The following is a 23092-nucleotide window of genomic DNA, read 5'->3' as shown; positions in this document are numbered from 1 at the left end:
CAGGGGAGTTGCCAGGTGCTGTCGGTACCAGCATCAACGGGCTCTCGTTACCCGTATCAGGCCGGAGTCAGGCTCGATGCCATGACGACGACCTCCGAGACAGCTCCACGTTCCACGACCAGTAAAGACGCCGGCACTGACAAACGTCCCGGGAGAGTGCTCGCCCTGGTGCTCGCGGCCCAGTTCATGGCACTGCTCGACATCTTCATCGTCAACGTCGCCGCCCCGACGATCCGGAGCGAACTCGGTGCCTCCGGGGCCGGGTTGCAGCTCGTCGTGGCCGGCTACACCATCACGTACGCCGTGCTGCTCATCACCGGCGTCAGGCTCGGCGCTCTGCTCGGACACGGCCGGGCCCATCTGGCCGGACTCGCCGTCTTCACCACCGCCTCGCTGGCCTGCGGACTCGCCGCGGGAACCGGGCAGTTGATCGCCTTCCGGCTGGTCCAGGGGGCGGGCGCGGCGGTGATGATTCCGCAGGTACTCAGCCTCATCCAGCACCACTTCACCGGCGAGGCACGGGTGCGGGCGCTCGGTGCCTACAGCGCGGTGCTCGCCACCGGCGCGGCTGCCGGACAGGTGGCCGGCGGGGTCCTGGTCAGCGCCGATCTGTTCGGCGCGGGCTGGCGGCCGGTCTTCCTGGTCAACGTACCCATCGGGCTGGCTCTGCTGGCGCTCGGCATCCGCGTACTGCCCGGCGAGCCGCGCACGGGGGCCGCCAGGGCTCGGGAGAGGGCCCGCGGGCTCGACCTGCCGGGGCTGGTGATGCTCGCCGCCGCGGTCACCCTGCTCACCGTCCCCCTGGTGCTCGGGCAGGAGTTGGACTGGCCGGTCTGGTCCTGGGTCTGCCTGATCGCGTCCGCGGGGCTTTTCGCCGGGTTCGCCGGGTACGAGTCACGGCTGGCCGCGCGCGGTGGTGCGCCCCTGATCGCGCTCCGAGTGCTGCGCATCCCGGGAATCGCGCGGGCGGCGCTGCGGATTCTTCTGGTGATGGCGATCAATGCGGGCTTTCTCTTCGCGATGACGCTGCACGTCCAGGGCGGTCTGGGTTACTCGGCGCTGCGCGCGGGGCTCATGTTCGCACCGACCGCGCTGGTATTCGGTGCGATCGGGCTGACCTGGCGCCGATGGCCCGCGCGGCTCCAAGGGGTCCTGGTTCCCGCCGGGTTCGCCCTGGTGGCCATCGGCTCCGTGGCTCTCGGGCTGCTGATGCGGGGCGGCGGCGACGGCGGGCCCTGGCTCTACGCGGTCTTCGCGGTGATGGGCAGCGGCATGGCACTGGGCTTCAGTCCCACTCTCACCGGGGCACTGGCGAACGTACGTCCCAAGGACGCGGCTGATGCGAGCGGTGTGCTGGTGACCGTCACCCAGCTCGGCCAGCTGATCGGTGTCGCGGCATTCGGCACGCTCTATCTCAACCGCCTTGATTCGCCAGGGGCGCAGGGGTCGGGGCAGGCCCTGTGGGCATGCGCTCTGGCGTTGTCGGTGGCCGCGCTGGCGGGTGCTTCGGCGGGTCTCATGCGGCGCCGGTGACCGGCCGGATGTCCGGCGGGCTGACCCCCTTGCGGGGTCATGGCAGAATCGGAACGCCGGAGGGGGCGACGGACCGAACGGGAGGGAGCGCGCGATGCCTGCGAGCCGCCACGAGGTCCCGGACCTGCCCCTTGTTCCCGAATGTCCTGTCCGCGACGGTCATCCCGCCGATGGCCCACCCCATGCGGCCCCAGTGCTCGGTGAGAACGGCGCAGTCCCCTGCGTGTGTACCGCCCGCGGCCAAAGCCGGAGCTGACCCATGGGTGCACACAGGCGGAAATGCGACTGGTGCGGCAGTGGTACGCCGATCGTCAGGGACATGGATCCGATCAATCCGGAGTACCAGTACTGGTGCGAGGAGTGTGCGCGGGCGCTGATCATAAAGGGCGACCCGATCGAGACCTACCGGGAGCTCGAGGGGGAGCCGATCTACGGGCGGCTGCTGGAGGAACACTGCACGCTCAAGCGCTTCTACTCCTTCGCCACCGCGTGAACCCTTTCGTCACTTCTTGAACCGCCCCATCGGCACTGGTCGAGATACAGCAAAATCGGTCAGAGCGGTGCAGACGGGAAACGATTTGGTGGAGTGGCGGGGTCACCGGTAATGTTCTCGATGTCGCCGCGGGGAACCGGGCGGCGCACAGCACGGGGCTATAGCTCAGTTGGTAGAGCGCCTGCATGGCATGCAGGAGGTCAGGAGTTCAATTCTCCTTAGCTCCACAGTGAAGAAACAAGAAGCGGGTCATCCTCACCGGATGACCCGCTTCTTGTGTACGTACGTCAATTACGGCCGCTGCCAAGAGCCTTCCGGCCGGTGACCGGCGGCAGCGCGGGGCGCTCCGCCGCCTCCTGCTCGATGCGCAGCGCCAGCGCGGGACACCGGCGCACGGCGCGCTGCGCGCGCCCCCTCAGATGCATCGGAACCTCTGCGTCCGCGAGCGCCGGGTAGCCGTCCGGGCCCAGTCTGATCAGTTCGGGGGCGATGTCCGCGCACAGGCCGTGGCCCTGGCAGAGCGTCCAGTCCACCGCGAGCCGTCCGCCACTGGGAATGGACTCCTCCAGGCCCTCTTGGCCGGGTCCGGGAAGGGGCAGGACGCCGAGCGTCTCGCGGCCGCAGCCGCCGTCCAGGACATGGGCCGCCAGGTCGTCCGTGAAGGCGGACAGCGTCGAGGCCAGAAAGCGTGCCGAGCCGTCCGGATGCTTGCACGCACCCCGGCCCTTCACCGCCCGGGTCACCTCGCGCAGCGCCTCCAGGGCCGCGGGCCCGCCCCCGTTCAACACGTCGGACAGCCCGCCCGCCGCCGCCGGCAGGCCCAGCTTGCAGGGGCCGCACTGGCCCGCGGTCTCGGCGGCGAGCCAGTTCGCCACCCGCAGGGACTCGCCGAGCGGGCAGCTCTCGGGGCCGATCGGCAGGATCGCTCCCGCTCCCAGCGCGCCCCCGGCCGCGGCCAGGGACTCCCGGGAGATCACGGCGTCGTGCGAGGCCATCGCGTCGATCCAGTTGCCGTGGTAGCCGCCGGTCAGCACGCCCTGCGGCAACGGCGGCGCACCGGCCAGCTGGAGGACGTACCGCAGCGGCACACCTGTGGGCACCTCGATGACCATCGGGCGCGAGACGGCTCCGGAGAGGGTGAGCAGTACGGTGCCGGGCTCGCTGGGCAGGCCGGTGTGCCCGTAGCGGCGGGCGCCGATCCGGGCCGCGACGGCGAGCTGTGCGTACGTCTCCGCGTTCGACAGCAGGGTCGGGGCGCCCGAGACCCCGGACTCGGCGGCGCGCTCACGGCGGCCGGGCGGCAGGGCGGGGCCGCCGCCCGCCGCCCGGATGACCGCCGAGGCCTCGCCGGAGACCATTCGCTCGGGGGTGCGCACCACCCGGGCGCGCAACTGCTGGCCACGCCGGTCGGACAGACCGCGCTCGGCGAGGGCGGCGCGTACGGAGATCTCCGTGGAGTTACGGGTGACGGCCACGATCAGCGTACGGGCGCCCAGCGCCTCGGCCGCCAGGAGTGCGCCGTCCAGGATGAGGTGCGGGGCGCGGTTGAGCAGCACGGTGTCCTTGCGGCAGGCGGGCTCGCCCTCGCTGCCGTTGATCACGACGACGGGACGTACACCGCGTCGTATGGAGGCCTTTGCGACCGCCCGCAGTTTCCTCCCGAACGGGAATCCGGCACCGCCGCGGCCGCGCAGCGAGATGGTCTCGGCGAGCTCGGCCAGGCGCTCGCCGGTCATCGGTTCCAGCGGCCCGTGCACCTTCAGGTGCATGGTGAGGTCCAGCCGCTCGACCAGGTCGAAGCCGGTGGTGAGCTGGGGGAGGCCGACGACGCGGACTTCGGGGACGTCGGGGAGGGGGATGTTCACGGTCGGTCTCCTGCGGGTGCGTGCCAGGGTTCGCCGGCCGGGGGCGGATAGAGCGGCCCCGGCGGGGGTGTGGGTTCGTAGGAGGGGTGCGATTGCTGCACGGGAGCGGGTGTGGTCGGGGGGTCGGGCAGGGGGCGCAGTGCCTGTGCCGGTGGTGCGGGGGACGGTGTGGGCCACCGGCCCGCCGCTTGCTGCGAGCTCTGCCCGGGGGCCGGAACCGAGGATCCGGCGGCCAGGGAGACCGCGCGGTAGGCGGCGGCGATCCCGGGGCCGGGGCCCCAGGGGGCGGTGGACGCGCCGGAGCCCGCCGCGAACGTGCCCATGTCCGTATCCGTGGCCGGGTCCGTCCGCAGGCGGTCGGAGCCGCGTGGCGGGGCCTCGTACAACGGCGGGGCAGGGGCGGAGAGGGCGGTGCGGGGGCGCTCGAAGGACGACGGCAACGGGGTGGCGCGCAGCCCCTCGTCGAAGACGTCGTGGCCCGATGCTTCCCGGCCCGTTCCGAAACCGAGCGGAAGTACACCCTCCGCATCGGGTGGCGAGGCCGCACGTGCCGTCGGTTCGGGTTCGGCCGAGGAGACGTCCGGCCTGATCAGAGCGGTGATCAGGCCGGTGATCCGGCGCTTGGCCACGGGTGGGAGCAGGCGCAGACACAGGACGCCGGCCACCGCGAGCAGACACAGGCTGTACAGCACCACGACCCAGGCGGCCGGCGGCCGGCCCGCGTACAGGCCGTGCACCAGCGCCGCGCACCATGCCGGGTAGGACAGCGCGTGCAGGGCGCGCCAGCGGCCCGCGATCCTGCTGGGGGCGGCAAAGGCGCTGCGCAGTGCGCCGGTCGCGGCGGCGACCACCATCAGCAGTCCGGCCAGCGAGCCGAAGCCGATCAGCCCCGCCGTCCCGCGTACGCCCAGGCCGAAGGGTATGAGCGCGCCGATCAGCGCCACATGTCCGAGCGCCACCTTCACGGTGACATGGAGCAGCAGGAAGCCGAGCGAGGCGGCGGCAGCTGTCCGGTGGACGCCCTGGGCGAGCAGCCGCTGCCGTGAGGAGAGGAACAGCCGGTCGGTGGCGAGCAGGCCCCAGCCCACCGCGGCGGTGAGGGAGACCAGCGACAGGACACCGGTCGTGAAGTCGAGCGTGGCGCGCAAGTCGTCGCTCCCTGCGACGGCGAGCAGCGGGATGAGAACCAGCACGGCGACGGTCAGCCCGCCCTGCATGGGGCGACTCATGCCCGGGCTCATGGTGGGGGATGAGCGGATCTTGCGATGAGGGTTCATGGGGGCAACTCCGAATAGTTCGGCAAAGCGGTCCCGTTGCGGCATGCTAAGTCGCTCCATACCAGCCAGTACGGGCTTTGATCGGTTGCCCCGGTACAGGTCGGTACGCGGAGTAACCCCCGCTTCCCGGACGTTTCCGTCGTACGGCCGCTCCCGCCGCCCTGTCCACGGACCGGCCGCGCACGGCCCGGCTCCGGGACCTTGCGGTACCCTGACGCCATGCGTGCCGTACGCCTTCTGCTTAGCGAGCCGCGCTGAACAGTCCCGACCGGTGAGAATGCCTGGTCGGAATCGGCGCGGCGTCCCCTCCTGTGCGAGGGGATTTTTCGTTTCCGTAGACGCGTGTCCGTAGACATGGGCGCCGGCAGATGACGATCGATGGAGCTTTGAGGATCATGAGCGAGACGAATTCCGCAGCCGAGACGGCCGCGCCGCACCGCTACACGGCGGCGATGGCCGCCGACATCGAGGCACGCTGGCAGGACTTCTGGGACGCCGACGGCACGTACGAGGCGCCGAATCCGAGCGGTGACCTGGCGGGCGATACGGAACTGGCCGCCAAGCCGAAGAAGTTCATCATGGACATGTTCCCGTACCCCTCGGGTGCGGGCCTGCACGTCGGTCACCCGCTGGGCTACATCGCCACCGATGTCTTCGCCCGCCACCAGCGGATGACCGGGCACAACGTGCTGCACACCCTGGGCTTCGACGCCTTCGGCCTGCCCGCTGAGCAGTACGCCGTGCAGACCGGTACGCACCCGCGGGTTTCCACCGAGGCCAACATCGAGAACATGACCGCCCAGCTGCGCCGGCTGGGCCTGGGCCACGACAAGCGCCGCTCGTTCGCCACGATCGAGTCGGAGTACTACAAGTGGACCCAGTGGATCTTCCTGCAGATCTTCAACTCCTGGTACGACACCGAGGCCGACCGGGCCCGCCCGATCGCCGAGCTGGTCGCACAGTTCGAGAGCGGTGCGCGCCCCACCCCGGACGGCCGTGACTGGAGCGCGCTGAGCGCCCAGGAGCGCGCGGACATCCTGAGCGATTACCGCCTGGCGTACGCCTCCGACGCGCCGGTCAACTGGTCGCCGGGCCTGGGCACCGTACTGGCCAACGAAGAGGTGACGGCCGACGGCCGCTCCGAGCGCGGGAACTTCCCCGTCTTCAAGGCCAAGCTGCGCCAGTGGAACATGCGCATCACCGCCTACGCCGACCGGCTGCTGAACGACCTGGACGGGCTGGACTGGCCCGAGGCCATCAAGCTGCAGCAGCGCAACTGGATCGGCCGCTCCGAGGGCGCCCGCGTCGACTTCCCGGTCGACGGCGCCGACGCCATCACCGTCTTCACCACCCGTCAGGACACCCTGTTCGGTGCCACCTACATGGTGCTGGCGCCCGAGCACGAGCTGGTGGAGCGGATCACTCCGGCCGCCTGGCCCGAGGGCACCCACCCGGTGTGGACCGGCGGGTACGCGTCCCCGGCCGAGGCCGTCACCGCGTACCGCAAGCTGGCCGCCGCCAAGTCCGACGTGGAGCGGCAGGCCGAGGCCAAGGACAAGACCGGTGTCTTCACCGGCGCGTACGCGACCAACCCGGTCAGCGGCGAGAAGGTGCCCGTCTTCATCGCCGACTACGTCCTGATGGGGTACGGCACCGGCGCGATCATGGCCGTACCGGCGCACGACGCGCGCGACTTCGCCTTCGCGCGCGCCTTCGAGCTGCCGATGCGCTGCGTCGTCGAGCCGTCGGACGACCGCGGTACGGACCCCTCGACGTGGGACGACGCCTTCGGCTCGTACGAAGCGAAGCTGGTCAACTCCGCCAATGACGAGATCTCGCTGGACGGCCTGGGCGTCGTCGATGCCAAGGCGAAGATCACCGAGTGGCTGAAGGAGCACGGCGTCGGTGAGGGCACCGTCAACTTCCGGCTGCGCGACTGGCTGTTCAGCCGCCAGCGCTACTGGGGCGAGCCCTTCCCGATCGTGTACGACGAGGACGGCATCGCCCACCCGCTGCCCGAGTCGATGCTGCCCCTGGAGCTGCCGGAGGTCGACGACTACTCGCCGCGCACCTTCGACCCCGAGGACGCCGACACCCAGCCCGAGACCCCGCTGTCCCGCAACGCCGACTGGGTCAACGTCACCCTGGACCTGGGCGACGGCAACGGCCCAAGGAAGTACCGCCGCGAGACCAACACCATGCCCAACTGGGCGGGCTCCTGCTGGTACGAGCTGCGCTACCTGGACCCGAACAACGACCGGCAGCTGGTCGACCCGGCGATCGAGCAGTACTGGATGGGCCCGCGCGAGGGGCAGCCGACCGGCGGCGTCGACCTGTACGTCGGCGGTGCCGAGCACGCCGTACTGCACCTGCTGTACGCCCGCTTCTGGTCCAAGGTGCTGCACGACCTGGGACACATCTCGTCCGCCGAGCCGTTCCACAAGCTGTACAACCAGGGCATGATCCAGGCGTTCGTCTACCGGGACAGCCGCGGCATCGCGGTCCCGGCGGCCGAGGTCGAGGAGCAGGACGGGAAGTTCTACTACCAGGGCGAGAAGGTCAGCCGCGTCCTGGGCAAGATGGGCAAGTCCCTGAAGAACGCCGTCACGCCGGACGAGATCTGCGCCGAGTACGGTGCGGACACGCTGCGCCTGTACGAGATGGCGATGGGCCCCCTGGACGTGTCGCGTCCGTGGGACACCCGTGCCGTCGTCGGCCAGTACCGGCTGCTGCAGCGGCTGTGGCGCAACGTCGTGGACGAGGAGACCGGTGAGGTCACCGTCGTCGACACGGAGCCGGGCGACGAGACGCTGCGGGCGCTGCACAAGGCGATCGACGGGGTCGGCCAGGACATGGCCGGGATGCGCTTCAACACCGCCATCGCCAAGGTCACCGAGCTGAACAACCACCTGACCAAGGCCGGCGGCCCGCTGTCCCGGAGCGTCGCCGAGTCGCTGGTGCTGCTGGTGGCGCCGCTGGCGCCGCACATCGCTGAGGAGCTGTGGCGCCGGCTGGGCCACACGGAGTCGGTCGTCCACCAGGACTTCCCGGTCGCCGACCCGGCGTACGTCGTCGACGAGACCGTGACCTGCGTCGTCCAGATCAAGGGCAAGGTCAAGGCACGCCTGGAGATCTCCCCGTCGATCACGGACGAGGACCTGGAGGCGCTGGCCCTGGCCGACCCGGCCGTCGTCGCGGCGCTGGGCGGTGCGGGGATCCGCAAGGTGATCGTGCGCGCGCCGAAGCTGGTCAATATCGTCCCGGCGTGACGGTGCTGATCGTCCCCGTGTGACGGTCGTCGTCCGATCGCCGCTTGCTGTACGGCGGTGTGGGGGCGTTCCCCTACGGGCAGGTTGGGGGTTCCGAAGGAACCCTCGGCCTGCCCTTTCCGTTTACGGTGGAGGGGGGCCGGCACCCGGCAGCCGAAACGACATCCGAGGGGCGCTCATGGAAGCCGTGATCCTGATTCTGGGGTTGCTCTTTTTCGCGTTCGTGGCCCTGGGCGTGTACGCGACCGTCAAGGCCGTCGGCGCGGCGAAGAGGGGCGTGGACCGTACGATCACCCAGGCGCGCCGCACCGTCGAGGACACCGCGCTGCGGGCGAAGAGTTACGGCCAGGTCGGCGTGGGCGGAGAGCTGGCACAGCTGCGGCTCGCGCTGCGCACCTCCATGCGGGCCACGCAGGAGGCGCTGGAGACGGGAGCCGTCGAGGATGCCTCGCTCTCGGAGTCGCTCGGCCTCTTCCAGCGGCTCAGCGCGCACGGGCGCGAGCTGGACGACGAACTCAAGAGACTGGAGCGCGAGCCCGACCGTGCGACGGTCGCCTCGCTGCTGCCGGGCCTGAAGCAGCGCACGGAGCGGATCACACACTCCGCGGATTCGCTGCGCTGGGCCGCGCGTGACCGGGCGCGGCAGTTCATCGAGGACGATCTGGACGCGCTGAACGCGCAGATCGACGTGGAGGCCGGGGCGCTGCGGCACTGGACGGTGGAGCCGGACGAGCCGGTCGGCGGGCAGGGGAAACCGCAGCCGCGGGGCGACGGGCACGACCCGGGGCAGGGGCATGGGCCGGGGCGTGGGCCGGTCGACGATGTGGCGCAGGCGATCACGGCGCCCGACCCGCGACGGCAGACCGAATACCCGTGGCAGAAGGCCGCTCGGCCCGAAACGACGAACTGAGACGTTTCGATGACCAGCAGCGACGGGATGCGGTCCGAAGCGATCGGGAGCGATCATTCGGTCGGGGTCGGACTGCCGAGCTGCGGACTCGCCAGGTAACCTCCCGCTCATGTCCCGCCATGTCGCGATCGTCACCGATTCCACGGCCTACCTGCCGCCCGAAGCGATGGAGCGGCATGGCATCACCGCGGTGCCGCTGACCGTCGTCCTCGGTGATCAGGCCCTGGAGGACGGCACCGAGATCTCGGCCCGCTCCCTCGCGGTGGCGCTCCAGAAGCGACGCCCCGTGACGACCTCCCGGCCCAGCCCCGAGGTCTTCGCCGCCGCGTACCGGGCGGCTGCCGAGGCCGGAGCCACGGGCATCGTCTCGCTGCACCTCTCGGCCGAGATCTCGGGTACGTACGACGCCGCTGTGCTCGCGGCGAGGGACGCACCGGTTCCGGTACGGGTGGTGGACACCGGGATGGTCGCCATGGCCCTCGGATTCTGCGCCCTGGCGGCGGCGGAGTCGGTGGAGGCGGGCGAAACCCTGGACGAGGCCGTCGCAGCCGCGGAGAAGCGGTCAGCGGACACGTCCGCCTACTTCTATGTCGACACGCTGGACTACCTGCGCCGCGGCGGTCGTATCGGTGCCGCGCAGGCGCTGCTGGGATCGGCACTCGCCGTGAAGCCGCTGCTCCAGCTGGAGGGCGGCCGCATCGAACTGCTGGAGAAGGTACGGACGGCCTCGAAGGCGATCGCGCGCCTGGAGGAGATCGTCGCGGAACGGGCGGGCAGCGGCCGGGTGGACATCGCCGTGCATCACCTGGCGGCACCCGAGCGGGCCGAGCGGCTCGCCGAGCGGCTGCGCGAGCGGGTACCGGGTCTGGTCGATCTGCATGTCAGCGAGGTGGGCGCGGTGATCGGCGCGCACACCGGGCCCGGTCTGCTCGGGGCAGTGGTCTCGCCGCGCTGAATCCGGTTCGCCGACCTTGCTTCTCGGCTTCTCGGGTTTCACCCTTCGAGGTGGCCGAGTTATCCACAACTGGTCGGTTGTCCACCGGAATTGTGCCTGCTCAGCGGATTCGGGCAGATGTGCCTACCGTCGTGAGGCATGGCATCCCGATCACATCGTGCAACCAGCGGAAGCGGAAGCGGTCCCGGCCGCGCCCGTAGCGGTCCCGGCCTGGGACCCGGGCGGCGGCGGTCGTCGCGTGGGCGTGCGGACGTCGTGGCGGCAGCCTCGCGCCGTCGCGCGGACGCCCTCATGGACGCCGCGTACGGCGGACCGGCCGCGCGGCCCGGACCGGGGCCGGCCTCGGCCTCAGCAACGGCTCCGGCTCCTGCGCCGACCCCGACGTTGTCTCTGCCTCCGCCTTTGCCTCTGTCTCCGACCCCAGCCCCGGCCGCTACGCCGACCTCGGCCTCTACTACGGCTCCGGCTCCGGTTTCTGAGATGCCGAGGCGGTGGGAGAGGCTGGTTCCCGCTCTGCGGGAGCGGATTCCGGTGTGGCTGCAGCTCAGATGCGGTTTGGAGCCAAAGACCCTTGCCGCGCTGGCCGTTGTCCTGTTCGCGGCTGCCGCCTTCGCCGCGATGCATTTCTGGTCCGCGCGCCCCTACTCCGTACGCGCTCCTGATTCGGTCAACGAGGCCGCGCACGACGGGACATCGACCCCGGCACCGCACGACGTCGCAGTGCCCGAGCCGTCCCCGGGACTGCCACCGGGGCCGCCATCCGCGACGGAGCCGGGCGGGCACGTCGTCGTCGATGTGAGCGGGAAGGTGCGGAGGCCGGGAATCCATCAACTGCCCTCCGGCGCGCGGGTCGCCGATGCGTTGCGCGTGGCCGGCGGGGCCCGTCCCGGTGTCGACCTCACCGGGCTCAACCGGGCGCGGGTGCTCGTGGACGGGGAGCAGATCGTGGTGGGCGCCCCGCCGGGCCCTCCTGCCGTCAGCGGTACGGGAGGGGCCGCTACGGGCGGCAGCGGCGTGACCGGACCGGTCAGTCTCAACCGCGCGACCGTCGAACAACTCGACACCTTGCCCGGTGTCGGCCCGGTTCTCGCCCAGCACATCGTCGACTACCGCACACAGCACGGTGGTTTCCGTTCCGTCGACGAACTCCGTGAGGTAAACGGGATCGGTGACCGCCGGTTCGCCGATCTCCAGCCGCTGGTGGGGCCATGAACATCCCGGACGTCCATGCGGTGTCGGGCAGGCGGCTGGGTGCCTCGGATCCGCGGCAGGAGGGCCCGGTCGACCTCCGGCTGGTCCCACCGGCCATGGCGGCCTGGGCCGGAGCGGCGCTCGCGCTGAGCGCGCCGGGGCGATGGACGGCGGCGGGCGTGATGCTCTGCGTCGGCGCGGCCATGGTGCTCCTGGCGATGTCGGGAGCATCGGCAGCCCGTGCGAGGCGCAGGCTGTCGGCCGGGACCGTGGGAGGGGCGGCGGATGACGAGAGCGCCGTACGCGACCGGCGACGACCGCACGCCACCGCCACTGGCACCGCCACCGCCACTGTCACCGCAACTGCTGCCGTGCTGCTCTGTGTGGCGGCAGGGGCCGCGTCGGCCGGATTGCACGGTGCGGATGTACGGCAGGGGCCGGTCCATGGGCTGGCCCAACGGTTCGAGAGGGTCGAGGCGGAGGTGACGGTGATGTCGGACGCCCGGCAGACCCGGCCCCGGGTGCGTGGCGACCACAGCACGCCCGCCTCGCTCCTCATGGACGCCGAGATCACGCGGCTGACCGGGCCCGACGATGCGGTCGTCCGGCTGCACACGCCAGTGCTGCTGATCATCTCGCCCGGCGGATCGATGACCCGGTGGCAGCAGCTGCTCCCTTCCACGCGACTTCACATCGGCGGCCGACTGGCGCCACCGCTGCGCGAAGGAGAGCGCAATGCCGCGGTACTTCGCCCCGAGGGCAAAGGCCCGCCCCGCATCACCGGGCCGCCCTCCTTCCTCCAACGCACGGCGGGTGATCTGCGCGGCGGTCTGCGGCAGGCGACCGAGCGGCTCGATCCCGATGCACGGGCACTGCTGCCGGGCCTGGTGGTCGGCGACACCTCAAGGCTCACCCCGGAACTGCACGATGCCTTCCAGGCGACCGACCTCACCCACTTGATGGCGGTCTCCGGTGCCAACCTGGCGATCCTGCTCGTCCTGCTGATCGGACCGCCGGGCGCGGCATTGCGGGTCGAACGCCGGGGCCTGGCACCCCGGCTGGGGATCTCGTTGCGGATGACGGCGCTCCTCGGCGGCGGGCTCACGCTCGCCTTCGTCATCGTCTGCCGCCCCGAACCGAGCGTGCTGCGGGCCGCGGCCTGCGGACTGATCACCCTGCTCGCCATCGGCACGGGGCGCCGCAGATCACTGATTCCGGCCTTGGCCGCCGCGGTGCTGCTGCTGGTGCTGTACGACCCGTGGATGGCGCGAAGTTACGGCTTCGCGCTCTCCGTCCTGGCCACCGGCGCCCTGCTCACCATCGCCCCGAAATGGAGCGAGGCGCTGCAGCGGCGGCGGGTCCCGCCCCGGCTCGCCGAGGCGTTGGCCGCGGCCGCCGCGGCGCAGGCGGTGTGTGCGCCGGTCGTCGTGCTGCTCGCCTCCCGGGTCAGTCTGGTGGCGGTCCCGTGCAATCTGCTGGCCGAGTTCGCGGTGGCGCCGGCCACGGTCCTCGGGTTCGCCGCGCTGGCCACGGCGCCGGTCGCCATGCCGGTGGCAGAGCTGTTCGCCAGGATCGCGGGGTGGCCGGCCGGGTGGATCGCCTCGGTGGCCCGCACCGGGGCGGCCCTGCCCGGGGCGGAGACCGACTGGCCCGACGGCGGGAAGGGCGCCCTGCTGCTCACCGCGCTGACGGCCCTGGTGGTGCTCTTTGCCCGTCGTATCGTGCGCCATCCCTGGGTCTGCTCGGCCGCCGCGCTGCTACTGGTCCTCGCGGTGCTGCGCCCGGTGCCGCTCACCCGGGTGCTGACCGGATGGCCGCCGCCGGACTGGGCGTTCGCGATGTGCGACGTCGGACAGGGCGATGCGCTGGTGCTGGCCGCGGGGGACGGCACCGGCGTGGTCGTCGACACCGGTCCCGATCCCCGGCTCGCCGACCGGTGCCTGCGCGACCTGGGCATCACCGAGGTGCCGCTCCTGGTCCTCACACACTTCCACGCGGACCATGTGCGGGGACTGCCCGGTGTGCTGCGGGGCAGAGCAGTGGGGGCGATCCAGACGACGAGCCTGGACGAACCGCCGGAACAGGCCGCGTTCGTGCGGAGAACGGCCGCCGTCGCGCGGGTTCCTGTGATGAAGGCGGCCCCGGGAGAGCGCCGCCGCATCGGCCCGCTCGACTGGCGGGTCCTGTGGCCCGCCGACGGAGCGACCGCAGTACCCCAACCGGAGGAGCCCAACGACGCCAGTGTCACATTGTTCGTCCGGTCCGGCGGACTGACCCTACTGCTCCTCGGAGATCTCGAACCACCGTCCCAGCAAGGGTTGTTACGGCAGTACCCGGCGCTGCCGCGAGTGGATGTACTCAAGGTCGCCCATCACGGTTCCGCCCACCAGGACCCCGCGTTGCTGCGCAGCGCTCACCCGCGACTCGCGTTGGTGAGCGTGGGCAGGGACAACCCGTACGGGCACCCGGCGGCGCGTACCGTCGAGGCGCTCAGGGCCGGGGGAGCGGTGGTGCTGCGCACGGACCTGGACGGCGCGATCGCGGTGACGGGTGCCGGGCCGGGGTTGCGGGCGGTCGGACGCTCATGACTTCAGTCCGGCCGCCCGCGCCCGTCTCAGATCAGCCACCTGCCGTCGGCCATCAGCTCACGCCCGGTCAGTTCGTTCTCCTCCCGCCACGCCCTGACGGCGTACGGCGTGAAGCGGAGGTACACCCAAGGTGTGCGGCCACGCAGGTCCCAGTCGAGTTTCGTCGCGAAGGCGTCGCCCGATTCCGCGGGGAGTTCGGCGCCCTCCACGACCTCGGCTGTCGCGTCGATGAGCACTACATCGCGGGTGTGGCCCAGGCTGATCCTGGCCTGTCCGGTCGGTGTCACATTGCGCGCGGTCGGATTGGAGCGCCGGGTGGCCATCAGCAGCGTCCCCCCGTCCCACACGAACGACAGCGGCACCAGCGTCGGCACGCCGTCCGCCGAAGCGGTCGCCACCCAGGCGTCGTTGTCCTTCTCCAGACGGTCGAGGACATCCTGCTTGCGCTGTTCCCGGCTGCGCGCCGGCTCCGGATTCGTCATCCTCCGCACGCTAGCGAGTGCGCGCAACCGCGTGCCTCGGTCGACGGTCCTAGGTCCTGTACGGAGTTCAGATCACGGTTCGGGCAATCCGCAGCGCGGAACCGTGTGCGCTTGATAGGCCATCAGGTATGGCACGTGGCGATGTGACCGATGAGCAGTGGTCCCTGATTGAGCCCCACCTCCCGCTGGGAGTATCCGGACCCATACCTGACCTGCGAAAACACTTCAACGCGACGATGTGGCGGTTCCGCACCGGCAGCCCCTGGCGAGACGTGCCTGCCGAGTACGGTCCGTGGTCGAGCGTCTACGACCGCTTCCGTATCTGGACGCGCGAGGGCGTCTTCCAGCACCTGATGGAGACGGTCATCGGTTATGCCGCAGAACGCGGTGAGGCAGACCTGTCGCTGGTCAGCGTGGACTCTGCTACCTCCCGCGCTCACCACCACGCCGCCGGGATGGTTCTGGACGAAGAGCAGTTGGAAGCGCTGGTGGAGGCCGCAGAGTCCGAAAAGGGGGCGGGAAGAAGGGACGGGAGCCGCAATACGATCAGGACGGGGACCCGGAACGAGCCGAGCGGCAGCGGTTGCGGCGACGCCGCCGGGCCCGTTTGAAGGCTGCTGAGCTCGGTCGTTCCCGGGGCGGGCTGACCAGCAAGGTGCACTTGTCAGCCGAACGGCGCTGCCGTCCACTGTCGTTCGTCCTCACCCCCGGCCAGGCCGGTGACAGCCCGCAGTTCGCGCGGGTCGTGGACAAGATCAAGGTCCGTGGCAGGAGGGGCCGCCCCGCACCCGCCCGGACGCGGTCGCCGGCGACAAGGCGTACTCCTCCCGCCGCAACCGCGCCTACCTGCGCAAACGCCAAATCCGGGCGGTGATCCCGGAGAAGGCGGACCAGACGGCCAACCGCAAAAGAAGGGCTCGCGCGGAGGCCGCCCCGTCAGTCACGACGCCGAGCTGTACAAGGACCGCAACACGGTCGAGCGGTGCATCAACCGGCTGCGCAACTGGCGCGGGATCGCCACCCGCTACGACAAGACTCCCGAGAGCTACCTGGCCGGACTCCACCTGTGCGGCACGATGCTGTGGCTACGCAGCATCACCCGACGAGCATGATCTGAACTCCGTACAGGACCTAGGGCCACCGGCTCATGGCGCAGGGCACTGCACCGGGACAGGCTACGGCCATGGACCCGCGGGGTGATCCGCGGCCGCGGGCTCTCGCGGACTTCCGAGCCGACGCACACAAGCGGAACGAGCAATTCGGACCTTCGGTAACACCTCCATCCAAGCTCCGACCAGACCTTCCGTTTGCCTCGAACGCCCCAAGGATGATCGAATGCATGCTCGTCGGCGGGCCGCTGCTCCGACAACGACGTCCAGCCGTCAGGCCCCATGGTGAATCTCCCCCGGGGGTACTGAAGATGTTCGGGCGTTGGCTGGGAAGCAGGAAGGCGACGCACACGGCCGGTGGCAGCCCGCTCGCCGGGCTCGCGCTGCCGCGCACCGCGGGAGTGCTGAGCTGCCGGGTGCTCGATCCGGTCAACGCGGCTGTTCAGCAGGCCGAGTTCGTGGTCATGGACAGCGGGGGCCGCAAGGTCGTCGCCGGTGAGACGGACCCGTACGGCAACGTCCTCGCCACCGTCCCGGCCGGTGAGTACCGGCTGGCCGTCACTGCTGAGGGCTTCACCCCGTACCACGGCGCCGCCACGGTCGTCGAGAGCGGTCACGCGAGCCTCGGTGATGTGACGCTGCAACTGTCCGCGCCACCGCAGCTGCCCGACCCCGGGGAGTGGGAGGTCGAGCCGATGCACTCGCAGATCGGCTTCACGGCCCGGCACATCGGCATGGCGCGCATCCACGGCCGGTTCAACAGCTTCGCCGGTGCTGTACGGATCGCCGAGCGCATGGAGGACTCGGCCATGCACGTGATCATCGATGCCGCGTCGATCGACACGAACGTCCAGATGCGCGACGACCATCTGCGCTCCAGCGACTTCCTCGATGTCGGGCGCTATCCGACGCTGGAGTTCTACAGCGACCGCTTCGTCCACCGGGGTGGTACCCGCTGGGGTGTCACCGGCGCGCTCACCCTGCACGGCGTCAGCCGTACGGTCACGCTGGACACCCAGTACCTCGGCCTGGGCAACGGCCTGGAGGGCGAGACCCGCGCCGCCTGCCGGGCCACCACGGAACTGCGCCGTGAGGACTTCACCCTCACCTGGCAGACCATGCTGGCCCGCGGCATCGCGGCCGTCGGCTCCAGCATCTCCATCGACATGGACATCCAGATCGTCCCCAAGGACTGAGCCCACGGGCGCCTCCGGCGGATCTAGGGCGCTTCGAGCCAGCCCTCGTGCTCCGCGGCGAACGCGTCGAGCGCCGCGGAGTCCAGCCGCCCCGACGGGTCCTCCACGATCACCAGCCACTGGGCGTCCTCGGCGTCGTCCTCGCCGGCCAGCGCGTCGCGTACGAGCTGGGGCTCTTCGGCGATCCCGAAACGGTCGCCGAGCTCTTCGGCCACCTCCTCCGCGGCATCGCGGTCGGGCAGCACCAGTACATGTCTCACATCGCTCACCTGCTCATTCTCCCGTACGGCGTACACCGTTCTTCCGCCGACGGGGTTGTCAGTGGCGCGTGGGATGCTGGACGGCGATGGCCACCAGAAGGAATTCCACCGACGATCCGCTCGCCCCCCTCACGCTCGCCGTGGGACAGGAGGACCTGCTCCTCGACCGCGCCGTGCAGCAGGTGGTGGCGGCCGCCCGGGCCTCCGACCCCGACACGGATGTCCGCGACCTCGCCTCCGACCAGCTCCAGCCCGGCACCCTCGCCGAGCTGACGAGCCCGTCGCTCTTCGCCGAGCGCAAGGTGGTGATCGTGCGCAACGCGCAGGATCTCTCCGCCGACACGATCAAGGACGTCAAGGCGTACCTCGGCGATCCGGTCGAGGAGATCACCCTGGTGCTGCTGCATGCGGGCGGCGCCAAGGGCAAGGGCCTGCTGGACGCGGCGCGCAAGGCCGGTGCGCGGGAGGTCGCGTGTCCGAAGACGACCAAGCCGGCCGAGCGGCTCTCGTTCGTACGGTCGGAGTTCCGGGCGCTGGGGCGCTCGGCGACCCCCGAGGCGTGCCAGGCGCTGGTCGACTCCATCGGCAGCGATCTGCGCGAGCTGGCGAGTGCGGTCTCGCAGCTCGTCGCGGATGTCGAGGGCACGATCGACGAGGCGGTCGTCGCCCGCTACTACACGGGCCGCGCGGAGGCATCGAGTTTCACGGTCGCCGACCGCGCAGTGGAGGGCCGGGCCGCCGAGGCGCTTGAGGCCCTGCGCTGGTCGCTGTCGACGGGGGTGGCACCCGTGCTGATCACCAGCGCGCTGGCGCAGGGCGTACGGGCGATCGGAAAGCTGTCCTCGGCGCGCGGGGGGCGGCCCGCGGACCTCGCCCGTGAGCTGGGCATGCCGCCGTGGAAGATCGACCGGGTGCGCCAGCAGATGCGTGGGTGGACGCCGGACGGGGTGGCCGCGGCGCTGCGGGCGGTCGCGGACGCGGACGCGGGCGTCAAGGGGGGCGGCGACGATCCGGAGTACGCGCTGGAGAAGGCGGTGGTCGCGGTGGCGCGGGCAGCGCGGGCCGGGCGGTAGCCCGGAGCGGGGTGAGGGTGCGAGGTCGTCCGGCAGCCGGCCCTGTCCTCAATCGCCGGACGGGCTTGATATTGCCGGACGGACCGGATGGGGTACGCCGAAGGCCCCGGGCTCGCTCTGGGGAGAGCGGGGCCCGGGGCCTTCGTTCGCGCTTGGTGCGCCGCACCCGCGTGGCGAACGCAGGTTCGGTGTGCGGCGCGGGGGCCGGGCAGGGGCGGGAGAGAGGGCCCGCTGGTCCGTTCCGGCGATTACATCAGAGAAGCTCAGCCCTGGAGGGAGGCAACCTTGGAGGCCAGCGCCGACTTCTTGTTGGCGGCGGCGTTCTTGTGGATGACACCCTTCGAGACAGCCTTGTCGAGCGCGCGGGAGGCGTCGCGAGCGGCCGTGGTGGCCTTCTCGACGTCACCGGCGACGGCAGCCTCACGGGCCTTGCGGATAGCGGTCTTGAGCGAGGACTTGACGGCCTTGTTGCGCAGGCGCGCCTTCTCGTTCGTCTTGTTCCGCTTGATCTGGGACTTGATGTTCGCCACGAAAGAGCCTTTTCAGGTTCGATGGATCTTCGATGTGCGCCTCACGGCCCGAAAGAGTCACGAGGCACAGCTGTCAACGGTACCAGCCCCGCTCCGACCGGCCCAAACCGGTCTCCGCCCCACAACCATGGGACGATGGAGGCTACGTATCGATCCGACCGAACCGACATCGACCCGAGACACGGCGTTCGGCGTCTCAAGAATCAGGACCCTGCGTGCCCGCGACTCCTACCAACGTGCCCGAGCCGAGCCGTACCGACCCGGCGCTGATCCGCAACTTCTGCATCATCGCGCACATCGACCACGGCAAGTCGACCCTTGCCGACCGGATGCTCCAGCTGACGGGCGTGGTCGACCAGCGGCAGATGCGCGCTCAGTACCTCGACCGTATGGACATCGAGCGCGAGCGCGGCATCACCATCAAGTCCCAGGCGGTACGTCTGCCCTGGGCACCCAACACGGGCGAGGACCAGGGCCGCACCCATGTCCTCAACATGATCGACACCCCGGGCCACGTGGACTTCACCTACGAGGTCTCCCGCTCGCTCGCCGCCTGTGAGGGCACGGTCCTGCTGGTCGACGCCGCACAGGGCATCGAGGCCCAGACGCTGGCCAACCTCTATCTGGCGATGGAGAACGACCTCACCATCGTCCCGGTGCTCAACAAGATCGACCTGCCGGCCGCGCAGCCCGAGAAGTTCTCCGAGGAGCTGGCCAACCTCATCGGCTGCCAGCCGGAGGACGTGCTCAAGGTCTCCGCGAAGACCGGTGTCGGCGTGGACGCGCTGCTGGACCGGGTGGTCAGGGACGTTCCGGCGCCCGTCGGCAAGGCCGACGCCCCCGCCCGCGCGATGATCTTCGACTCGGTCTACGACTCGTACCGCGGCGTCGTCACGTACGTCCGTGTCGTCGACGGTCAGCTCAACAAGCGCGAGCGCATCAGGATGATGTCCACCGGCGCCACCCACGAGCTGCTGGAGATCGGGGTCTCCTCCCCGGAGATGACTCCGGCCGACGGCCTCGGCGTGGGTGAGGTGGGCTACATCATCACCGGCGTGAAGGACGTCCGGCAGTCCAAGGTCGGTGACACGATCACCTCCCTGAACAAGGGCGCGACCGAGGCGCTGGGCGGCTACAAGGACCCCAAGCCGATGGTGTTCTCGGGCCTGTACCCGCTGGACGGCTCGGACTACCCGGACCTGCGCGAGGCGCTCGACAAGCTCCAGCTCAACGACGCCGCCCTGGTGTACGAGCCGGAGACCTCCGCGGCCCTCGGCTTCGGCTTCCGTGTCGGTTTCCTCGGCCTGCTCCACCTCGATGTGATCCGCGAGCGCCTGGAGCGCGAGTTCGGCCTCGAACTCATCGCCACCGCCCCCAACGTGGTCTACCGCGTCGAGATGGAGGACGGCTCCGAGCACACCGTCACCAACCCGAGCGAGTTCCCCGAGGGCAAGATCGACAAGGTGCACGAGCCGGTCGTACGTGCCACCGTCCTCGCTCCCAGCGAGTTCATCGGCGCGATCATGGAGCTCTGCCAGAACAGGCGCGGCACCCTGCTCGGCATGGACTATCTCTCAGAGGACCGGGTCGAGATCCGCTACACCCTGCCGCTCGCCGAGATCGTCTTCGACTTCTTCGACCAGCTGAAGTCCAAGACCCGTGGTTACGCCTCCCTCGACTACGAGCCCACCGGCGAGCAGTCCGCCCAGCTCGTCAAGGTCGACATCCTGCTGCACGGCGACAAGGTCGACGCGTTCTCCGCGGTCACGCACAAGGACAAGGCGTACGCGTACGGCGTGCGGCTCGTCGCCAAGCTGCGTGAGCTGATCCCGCGGCAGAACTTCGAGGTACCGATCCAGGCGGCCATCGGCTCCCGGGTCATCGCCCGTGAGACCGTCCGCGCCATCCGCAAGGACGTCCTCGCCAAGTGCTACGGCGGTGACATCTCCCGTAAGCGGAAGCTGCTGGAGAAGCAGAAGGAAGGCAAGAAGCGGATGAAGATGGTCGGCAATGTGGAGGTGCCGCAGGAGGCCTTCATCGCCGTGCTGTCGACGGACGAGTCGGGCGGGGAGGGCAAGGCCAAGAAGTAGCCCACGCCCCGGACGCCCACCGGATTCGCCCGGGACGCAACACCACTTCTGTCCCGGACGCCACACCGGCTCCGTCCGCCACCGCCCGGTGGCGGCCCGACGGGCCCCTGCGTCGCAGCGCGCTGCGACGCAGGGGCCCGTTCGTTATGAAGCGGCGGCCCGTTGCCCCTTACGCGGCGGACGCGGGCGCTCTACCCTGATCACGGCCTCGTAGTTACTCGCCAGTTAAACAAGCGGGATCGAGCACCACAGGACAAGCAACAGAACGAGCAACAGGACAAAGCAGCAACCAGCAGCCGGTCGTGAAGCACTGCCGCAGGCCCGGAGGATGTCGTGAGCGACACACAGACCTTGATCGAGAACCGACCGCCCTCCGTGGCGAACCTCTTCATCGACCGCGTGGCGGCCACCCCGGACGGGGAGGCCTATCGCTACCCCGTTCCCGCGGCCGCGGGCGAGGGGCCCGATGAGTGGAAGTCGCTGAGCTGGGCACAGGCCGCCGAACGGGTGTACGCCATCGCGGCAGGGCTCATCGGTCTGGGTGTGCGGCCGGAGGAGCGCATCGCGCTCGCCGCCGGTACTCGGGTGGAGTGGATCCTCGTCGACCTCGGTGTGATGTGCGCGGGCGCCGCCACGACCACGATCTACCCGTCGACCAACGCCGAGGAGTCGGCGTTCATCCTCTCCGACTCCGAGAGCCGGGTCCTGATCGCCGAGGACGCGGGCCAGCTGGCCAAGGCCCGCGAGCGCCGCGCCGAGCTGCCGAACCTCACCCATGTCGTCGTCATCGACCCCGAGGGCGCCGAACCCGCCGAGGGCGACCCGGAGGGCTGGGTGCTCACCCTCGCCGACCTGGAGGCCCGCGGCGCCGAGCACCTCGCGAAGACCCCCGAAGCTGTCAAGGAGCGGGTCGCCGCCATCACGGCCGACCAGCTGGCCACCCTGATCTACACCTCGGGCACCACCGGCCGCCCCAAGGGTGTGCGCCTGCCGCACGACAACTGGTCGTACATGGCCAAAGCCACCGTGGCGACCGGCCTGATCACCAAGGACGACGTCCAGTACCTCTGGCTGCCGCTCGCGCACGTCTTCGGCAAGGTCCTCACCTCCGGCCAGATCGAGGTCGGCCACGTCACCGCCGTCGACGGCCGGGTCGACAAGATCATCGAGAATCTGCCGGTGGTCCAGCCGACGTACATGGCCGCCGTCCCCCGTATCTTCGAAAAGGTCTACAACGGTGTCGCCGCCAAGGCGCGGGCCGGTGGCGGGGCCAAGTACAAGATCTTCCAGTGGGCGGCCGGGGTCGCCCGCGAGTACGCGACGGTCTCGCAGGACAACTTCCGGCGCACCGGCACGGCCTCCGTGCCGTTCGCGCTCGGCGCCAAGCACAAGGTCGCCGACGCGCTCGTCTTCGCCAAGATCCGCGAGGCCTTCGGCGGCCGGCTGCGCGCCTGCGTCTCCGGCTCCGCGGCGCTCGCCCCCGACATCGGCTACTTCTTCGCGGGCGCCGGCATCCACATCCTGGAGGGCTACGGCCTCACCGAGACCAGCGCCGCCTCCTTCGTCAACCCGGGCGAGGCCTACCGCACCGGAACCGTCGGCAAGCCGCTCCCCGGCACCGAGGTACGGATCGCCGACGACGGCGAGATCCTGCTGCGCGGCCCCGGCCTGATGCAGGGCTACCAGGGGCTGCCGGAGAAGACCGCCGAGGTGCTGGAGGCGGACGGCTGGCTCCACACCGGCGACATCGGCGAGCTGTCCGTGGACGGCTACCTCCGGATCACCGACCGCAAGAAGGACCTGATCAAGACGTCCGGCGGCAAGTACATCGCCCCGGCGGAGGTCGAGGGACAGTTCAAGGCGGTCTGCCCGTTCGTCTCCAACATCCTGGTGCACGGCGCGGACCGTAACTTCTGCACCGCCCTGATCGCACTGGACGAGCCGACCATCCTCGGCTGGGCCGCCGAGAACGGCCTGGGCGGGAAGCCGTACGCCGAAGTGGTGGCGTCCCCGCAGACCGTCGAGCTCATCGAGGGCTATGTGAGGCGGCTCAACGAGGGGCTGCAGCGCTGGCAGACCATCAAGAAGTTCCGGCTGCTGCCTCGCGATCTCGACATCGAGCACGGCGAGCTGACGCCCAGTCTGAAGCTGAAGCGGCCGGTCGTCGAGCGCGAGTACAAGGGCCTCATCGACGACATGTACGCGGGGGCCCGCGAGGCGTAGTACGGGTCCTTGCGGACGGGCCGCGCGGTGCGGCTTCCGCTGTTCTTC

General features: G+C 70.4%; 16 protein-coding genes, 1 tRNA gene and 1 pseudogene. 13 read left to right on the top strand and 5 right to left on the bottom strand.

Features of this window, described 5'->3' with window-relative positions; genetic code table 11:
- Positions 1 to 81: 81 nt before the first annotated feature.
- The 3 genes from OG507_RS13170 to OG507_RS13160 all read left to right on the top strand — a co-directional run bounded on the left by OG507_RS13170 (position 82) and on the right by OG507_RS13160 (position 2253).
- Complete coding sequence (locus OG507_RS13170; RefSeq protein WP_327367381.1) at positions 82 to 1533, top strand: MFS transporter; 1452 nt, start codon at positions 82 to 84, stop codon at positions 1531 to 1533.
- Between the two features lie 259 nt (positions 1534 to 1792).
- On the top strand, positions 1793 to 2026 hold the full coding sequence (locus OG507_RS13165) for a hypothetical protein (protein WP_015608461.1): 234 nt from the start codon (positions 1793 to 1795) through the stop codon (positions 2024 to 2026).
- 154 nt (positions 2027 to 2180) lie between these two features.
- Positions 2181 to 2253: transfer RNA gene (locus OG507_RS13160), tRNA-Ala, on the top strand.
- 60 nt (positions 2254 to 2313) lie between these two features.
- Here OG507_RS13160 and OG507_RS13155 read toward each other — a convergent pair.
- Together OG507_RS13155 and OG507_RS13150 are read right to left on the bottom strand one after the other, a co-directional pair.
- Positions 2314 to 3891, bottom strand: a complete 1578-nt coding sequence (locus OG507_RS13155; RefSeq protein WP_327367380.1) for a ferredoxin — start codon at positions 3889 to 3891, stop codon at positions 2314 to 2316.
- On the bottom strand, positions 3888 to 5120 hold the full coding sequence (locus OG507_RS13150; RefSeq protein ID WP_327367379.1) for a hypothetical protein: 1233 nt from the start codon (positions 5118 to 5120) through the stop codon (positions 3888 to 3890). Before OG507_RS13150 ends, OG507_RS13155 begins: the two co-directional genes overlap by 4 nt.
- Before the next feature lie 443 nt (positions 5121 to 5563).
- Between OG507_RS13150 and leuS the strand changes: the two genes are divergently transcribed.
- The 5 genes from leuS (at position 5564) to OG507_RS13125 (ending at position 14081) form a co-directional block, all read left to right on the top strand.
- On the top strand, positions 5564 to 8437 hold the full coding sequence (gene leuS / locus OG507_RS13145; protein ID WP_327367378.1) for a leucine--tRNA ligase: 2874 nt from the start codon (positions 5564 to 5566) through the stop codon (positions 8435 to 8437).
- Between the two features lie 178 nt (positions 8438 to 8615).
- Positions 8616 to 9347, top strand: coding sequence for a hypothetical protein (locus OG507_RS13140; RefSeq protein WP_327367377.1), 732 nt, complete (start codon positions 8616 to 8618; stop codon positions 9345 to 9347).
- 109 nt (positions 9348 to 9456) lie between these two features.
- Entirely contained in the window at positions 9457 to 10302 is an 846-nt protein-coding gene (locus tag OG507_RS13135; RefSeq protein WP_327367376.1) for a DegV family protein, read from the top strand.
- Positions 10303 to 10857: 555 nt separating this feature from the next.
- The gene (locus OG507_RS13130; protein ID WP_327367375.1) at positions 10858 to 11514 is read left to right on the top strand and encodes a ComEA family DNA-binding protein; all 657 of its coding nucleotides are present in this window, start codon (positions 10858 to 10860) and stop codon (positions 11512 to 11514) included.
- Complete coding sequence (locus OG507_RS13125) at positions 11511 to 14081, top strand: ComEC/Rec2 family competence protein (protein WP_327367374.1); 2571 nt, start codon at positions 11511 to 11513, stop codon at positions 14079 to 14081. The genes OG507_RS13130 and OG507_RS13125 overlap by 4 nt, the downstream gene beginning before the upstream one ends.
- 26 nt (positions 14082 to 14107) lie before the next feature.
- On the opposite strand, the gene OG507_RS13120 is transcribed toward OG507_RS13125, so the two are convergent.
- On the bottom strand, positions 14108 to 14563 hold the full coding sequence (locus OG507_RS13120; RefSeq protein WP_327367373.1) for a pyridoxamine 5'-phosphate oxidase family protein: 456 nt from the start codon (positions 14561 to 14563) through the stop codon (positions 14108 to 14110).
- Positions 14564 to 14691: 128 nt separating this feature from the next.
- On the opposite strand from OG507_RS13120, the pseudogene OG507_RS13115 reads away from it, so the two are divergent.
- Positions 14692 to 15675 (top strand): annotated as a pseudogene (locus tag OG507_RS13115) (IS5 family transposase).
- Positions 15676 to 15983: 308 nt separating this feature from the next.
- Positions 15984 to 16868 carry a YceI family protein gene (locus tag OG507_RS13110; protein WP_327367372.1) on the top strand — a complete coding sequence of 295 codons (885 nt, stop codon included), beginning with the start codon at positions 15984 to 15986 and terminating at the stop codon, positions 16866 to 16868.
- Between the two features lie 23 nt (positions 16869 to 16891).
- Here OG507_RS13110 and OG507_RS13105 read toward each other — a convergent pair whose 3' ends face one another.
- Positions 16892 to 17137 (bottom strand): hypothetical protein, encoded by a 246-nt coding sequence (locus OG507_RS13105; RefSeq protein ID WP_327367371.1) that lies wholly within the window; start codon positions 17135 to 17137, stop codon positions 16892 to 16894.
- Positions 17138 to 17214: 77 nt separating this feature from the next.
- Between OG507_RS13105 and holA the strand changes: the two genes are divergently transcribed.
- On the top strand, positions 17215 to 18201 hold the full coding sequence (gene holA / locus OG507_RS13100) for a DNA polymerase III subunit delta (protein WP_327367370.1): 987 nt from the start codon (positions 17215 to 17217) through the stop codon (positions 18199 to 18201).
- A 263-nt stretch (positions 18202 to 18464) separates the two neighbouring features.
- Here holA and rpsT read toward each other — a convergent pair whose 3' ends face one another.
- Positions 18465 to 18731, bottom strand: a complete 267-nt coding sequence (gene rpsT / locus OG507_RS13095) for a 30S ribosomal protein S20 (RefSeq protein WP_093897085.1) — start codon at positions 18729 to 18731, stop codon at positions 18465 to 18467.
- A gap of 215 nt (positions 18732 to 18946) precedes the next feature.
- Here rpsT and lepA point away from each other — a divergent pair, with 215 nt between their 5' ends.
- Positions 18947 to 20821, top strand: coding sequence for a translation elongation factor 4 (lepA, locus tag OG507_RS13090; protein WP_327367369.1), 1875 nt, complete (start codon positions 18947 to 18949; stop codon positions 20819 to 20821).
- Positions 20822 to 21154: 333 nt separating this feature from the next.
- The gene (locus OG507_RS13085; RefSeq protein ID WP_327367368.1) at positions 21155 to 23044 is read left to right on the top strand and encodes an AMP-dependent synthetase/ligase; all 1890 of its coding nucleotides are present in this window, start codon (positions 21155 to 21157) and stop codon (positions 23042 to 23044) included.
- The last annotated feature ends 48 nt before the right edge of the window (positions 23045 to 23092 follow it).

It is taken from the genome of Streptomyces sp. NBC_01217 (assembly GCF_035994185.1).
Lineage (GTDB): Bacteria > Actinomycetota > Actinomycetes > Streptomycetales > Streptomycetaceae > Streptomyces.
The sequence above is the reverse complement of the archived record's forward strand: the minus strand, read 5'-3'. Positions and strand labels throughout refer to the sequence as shown.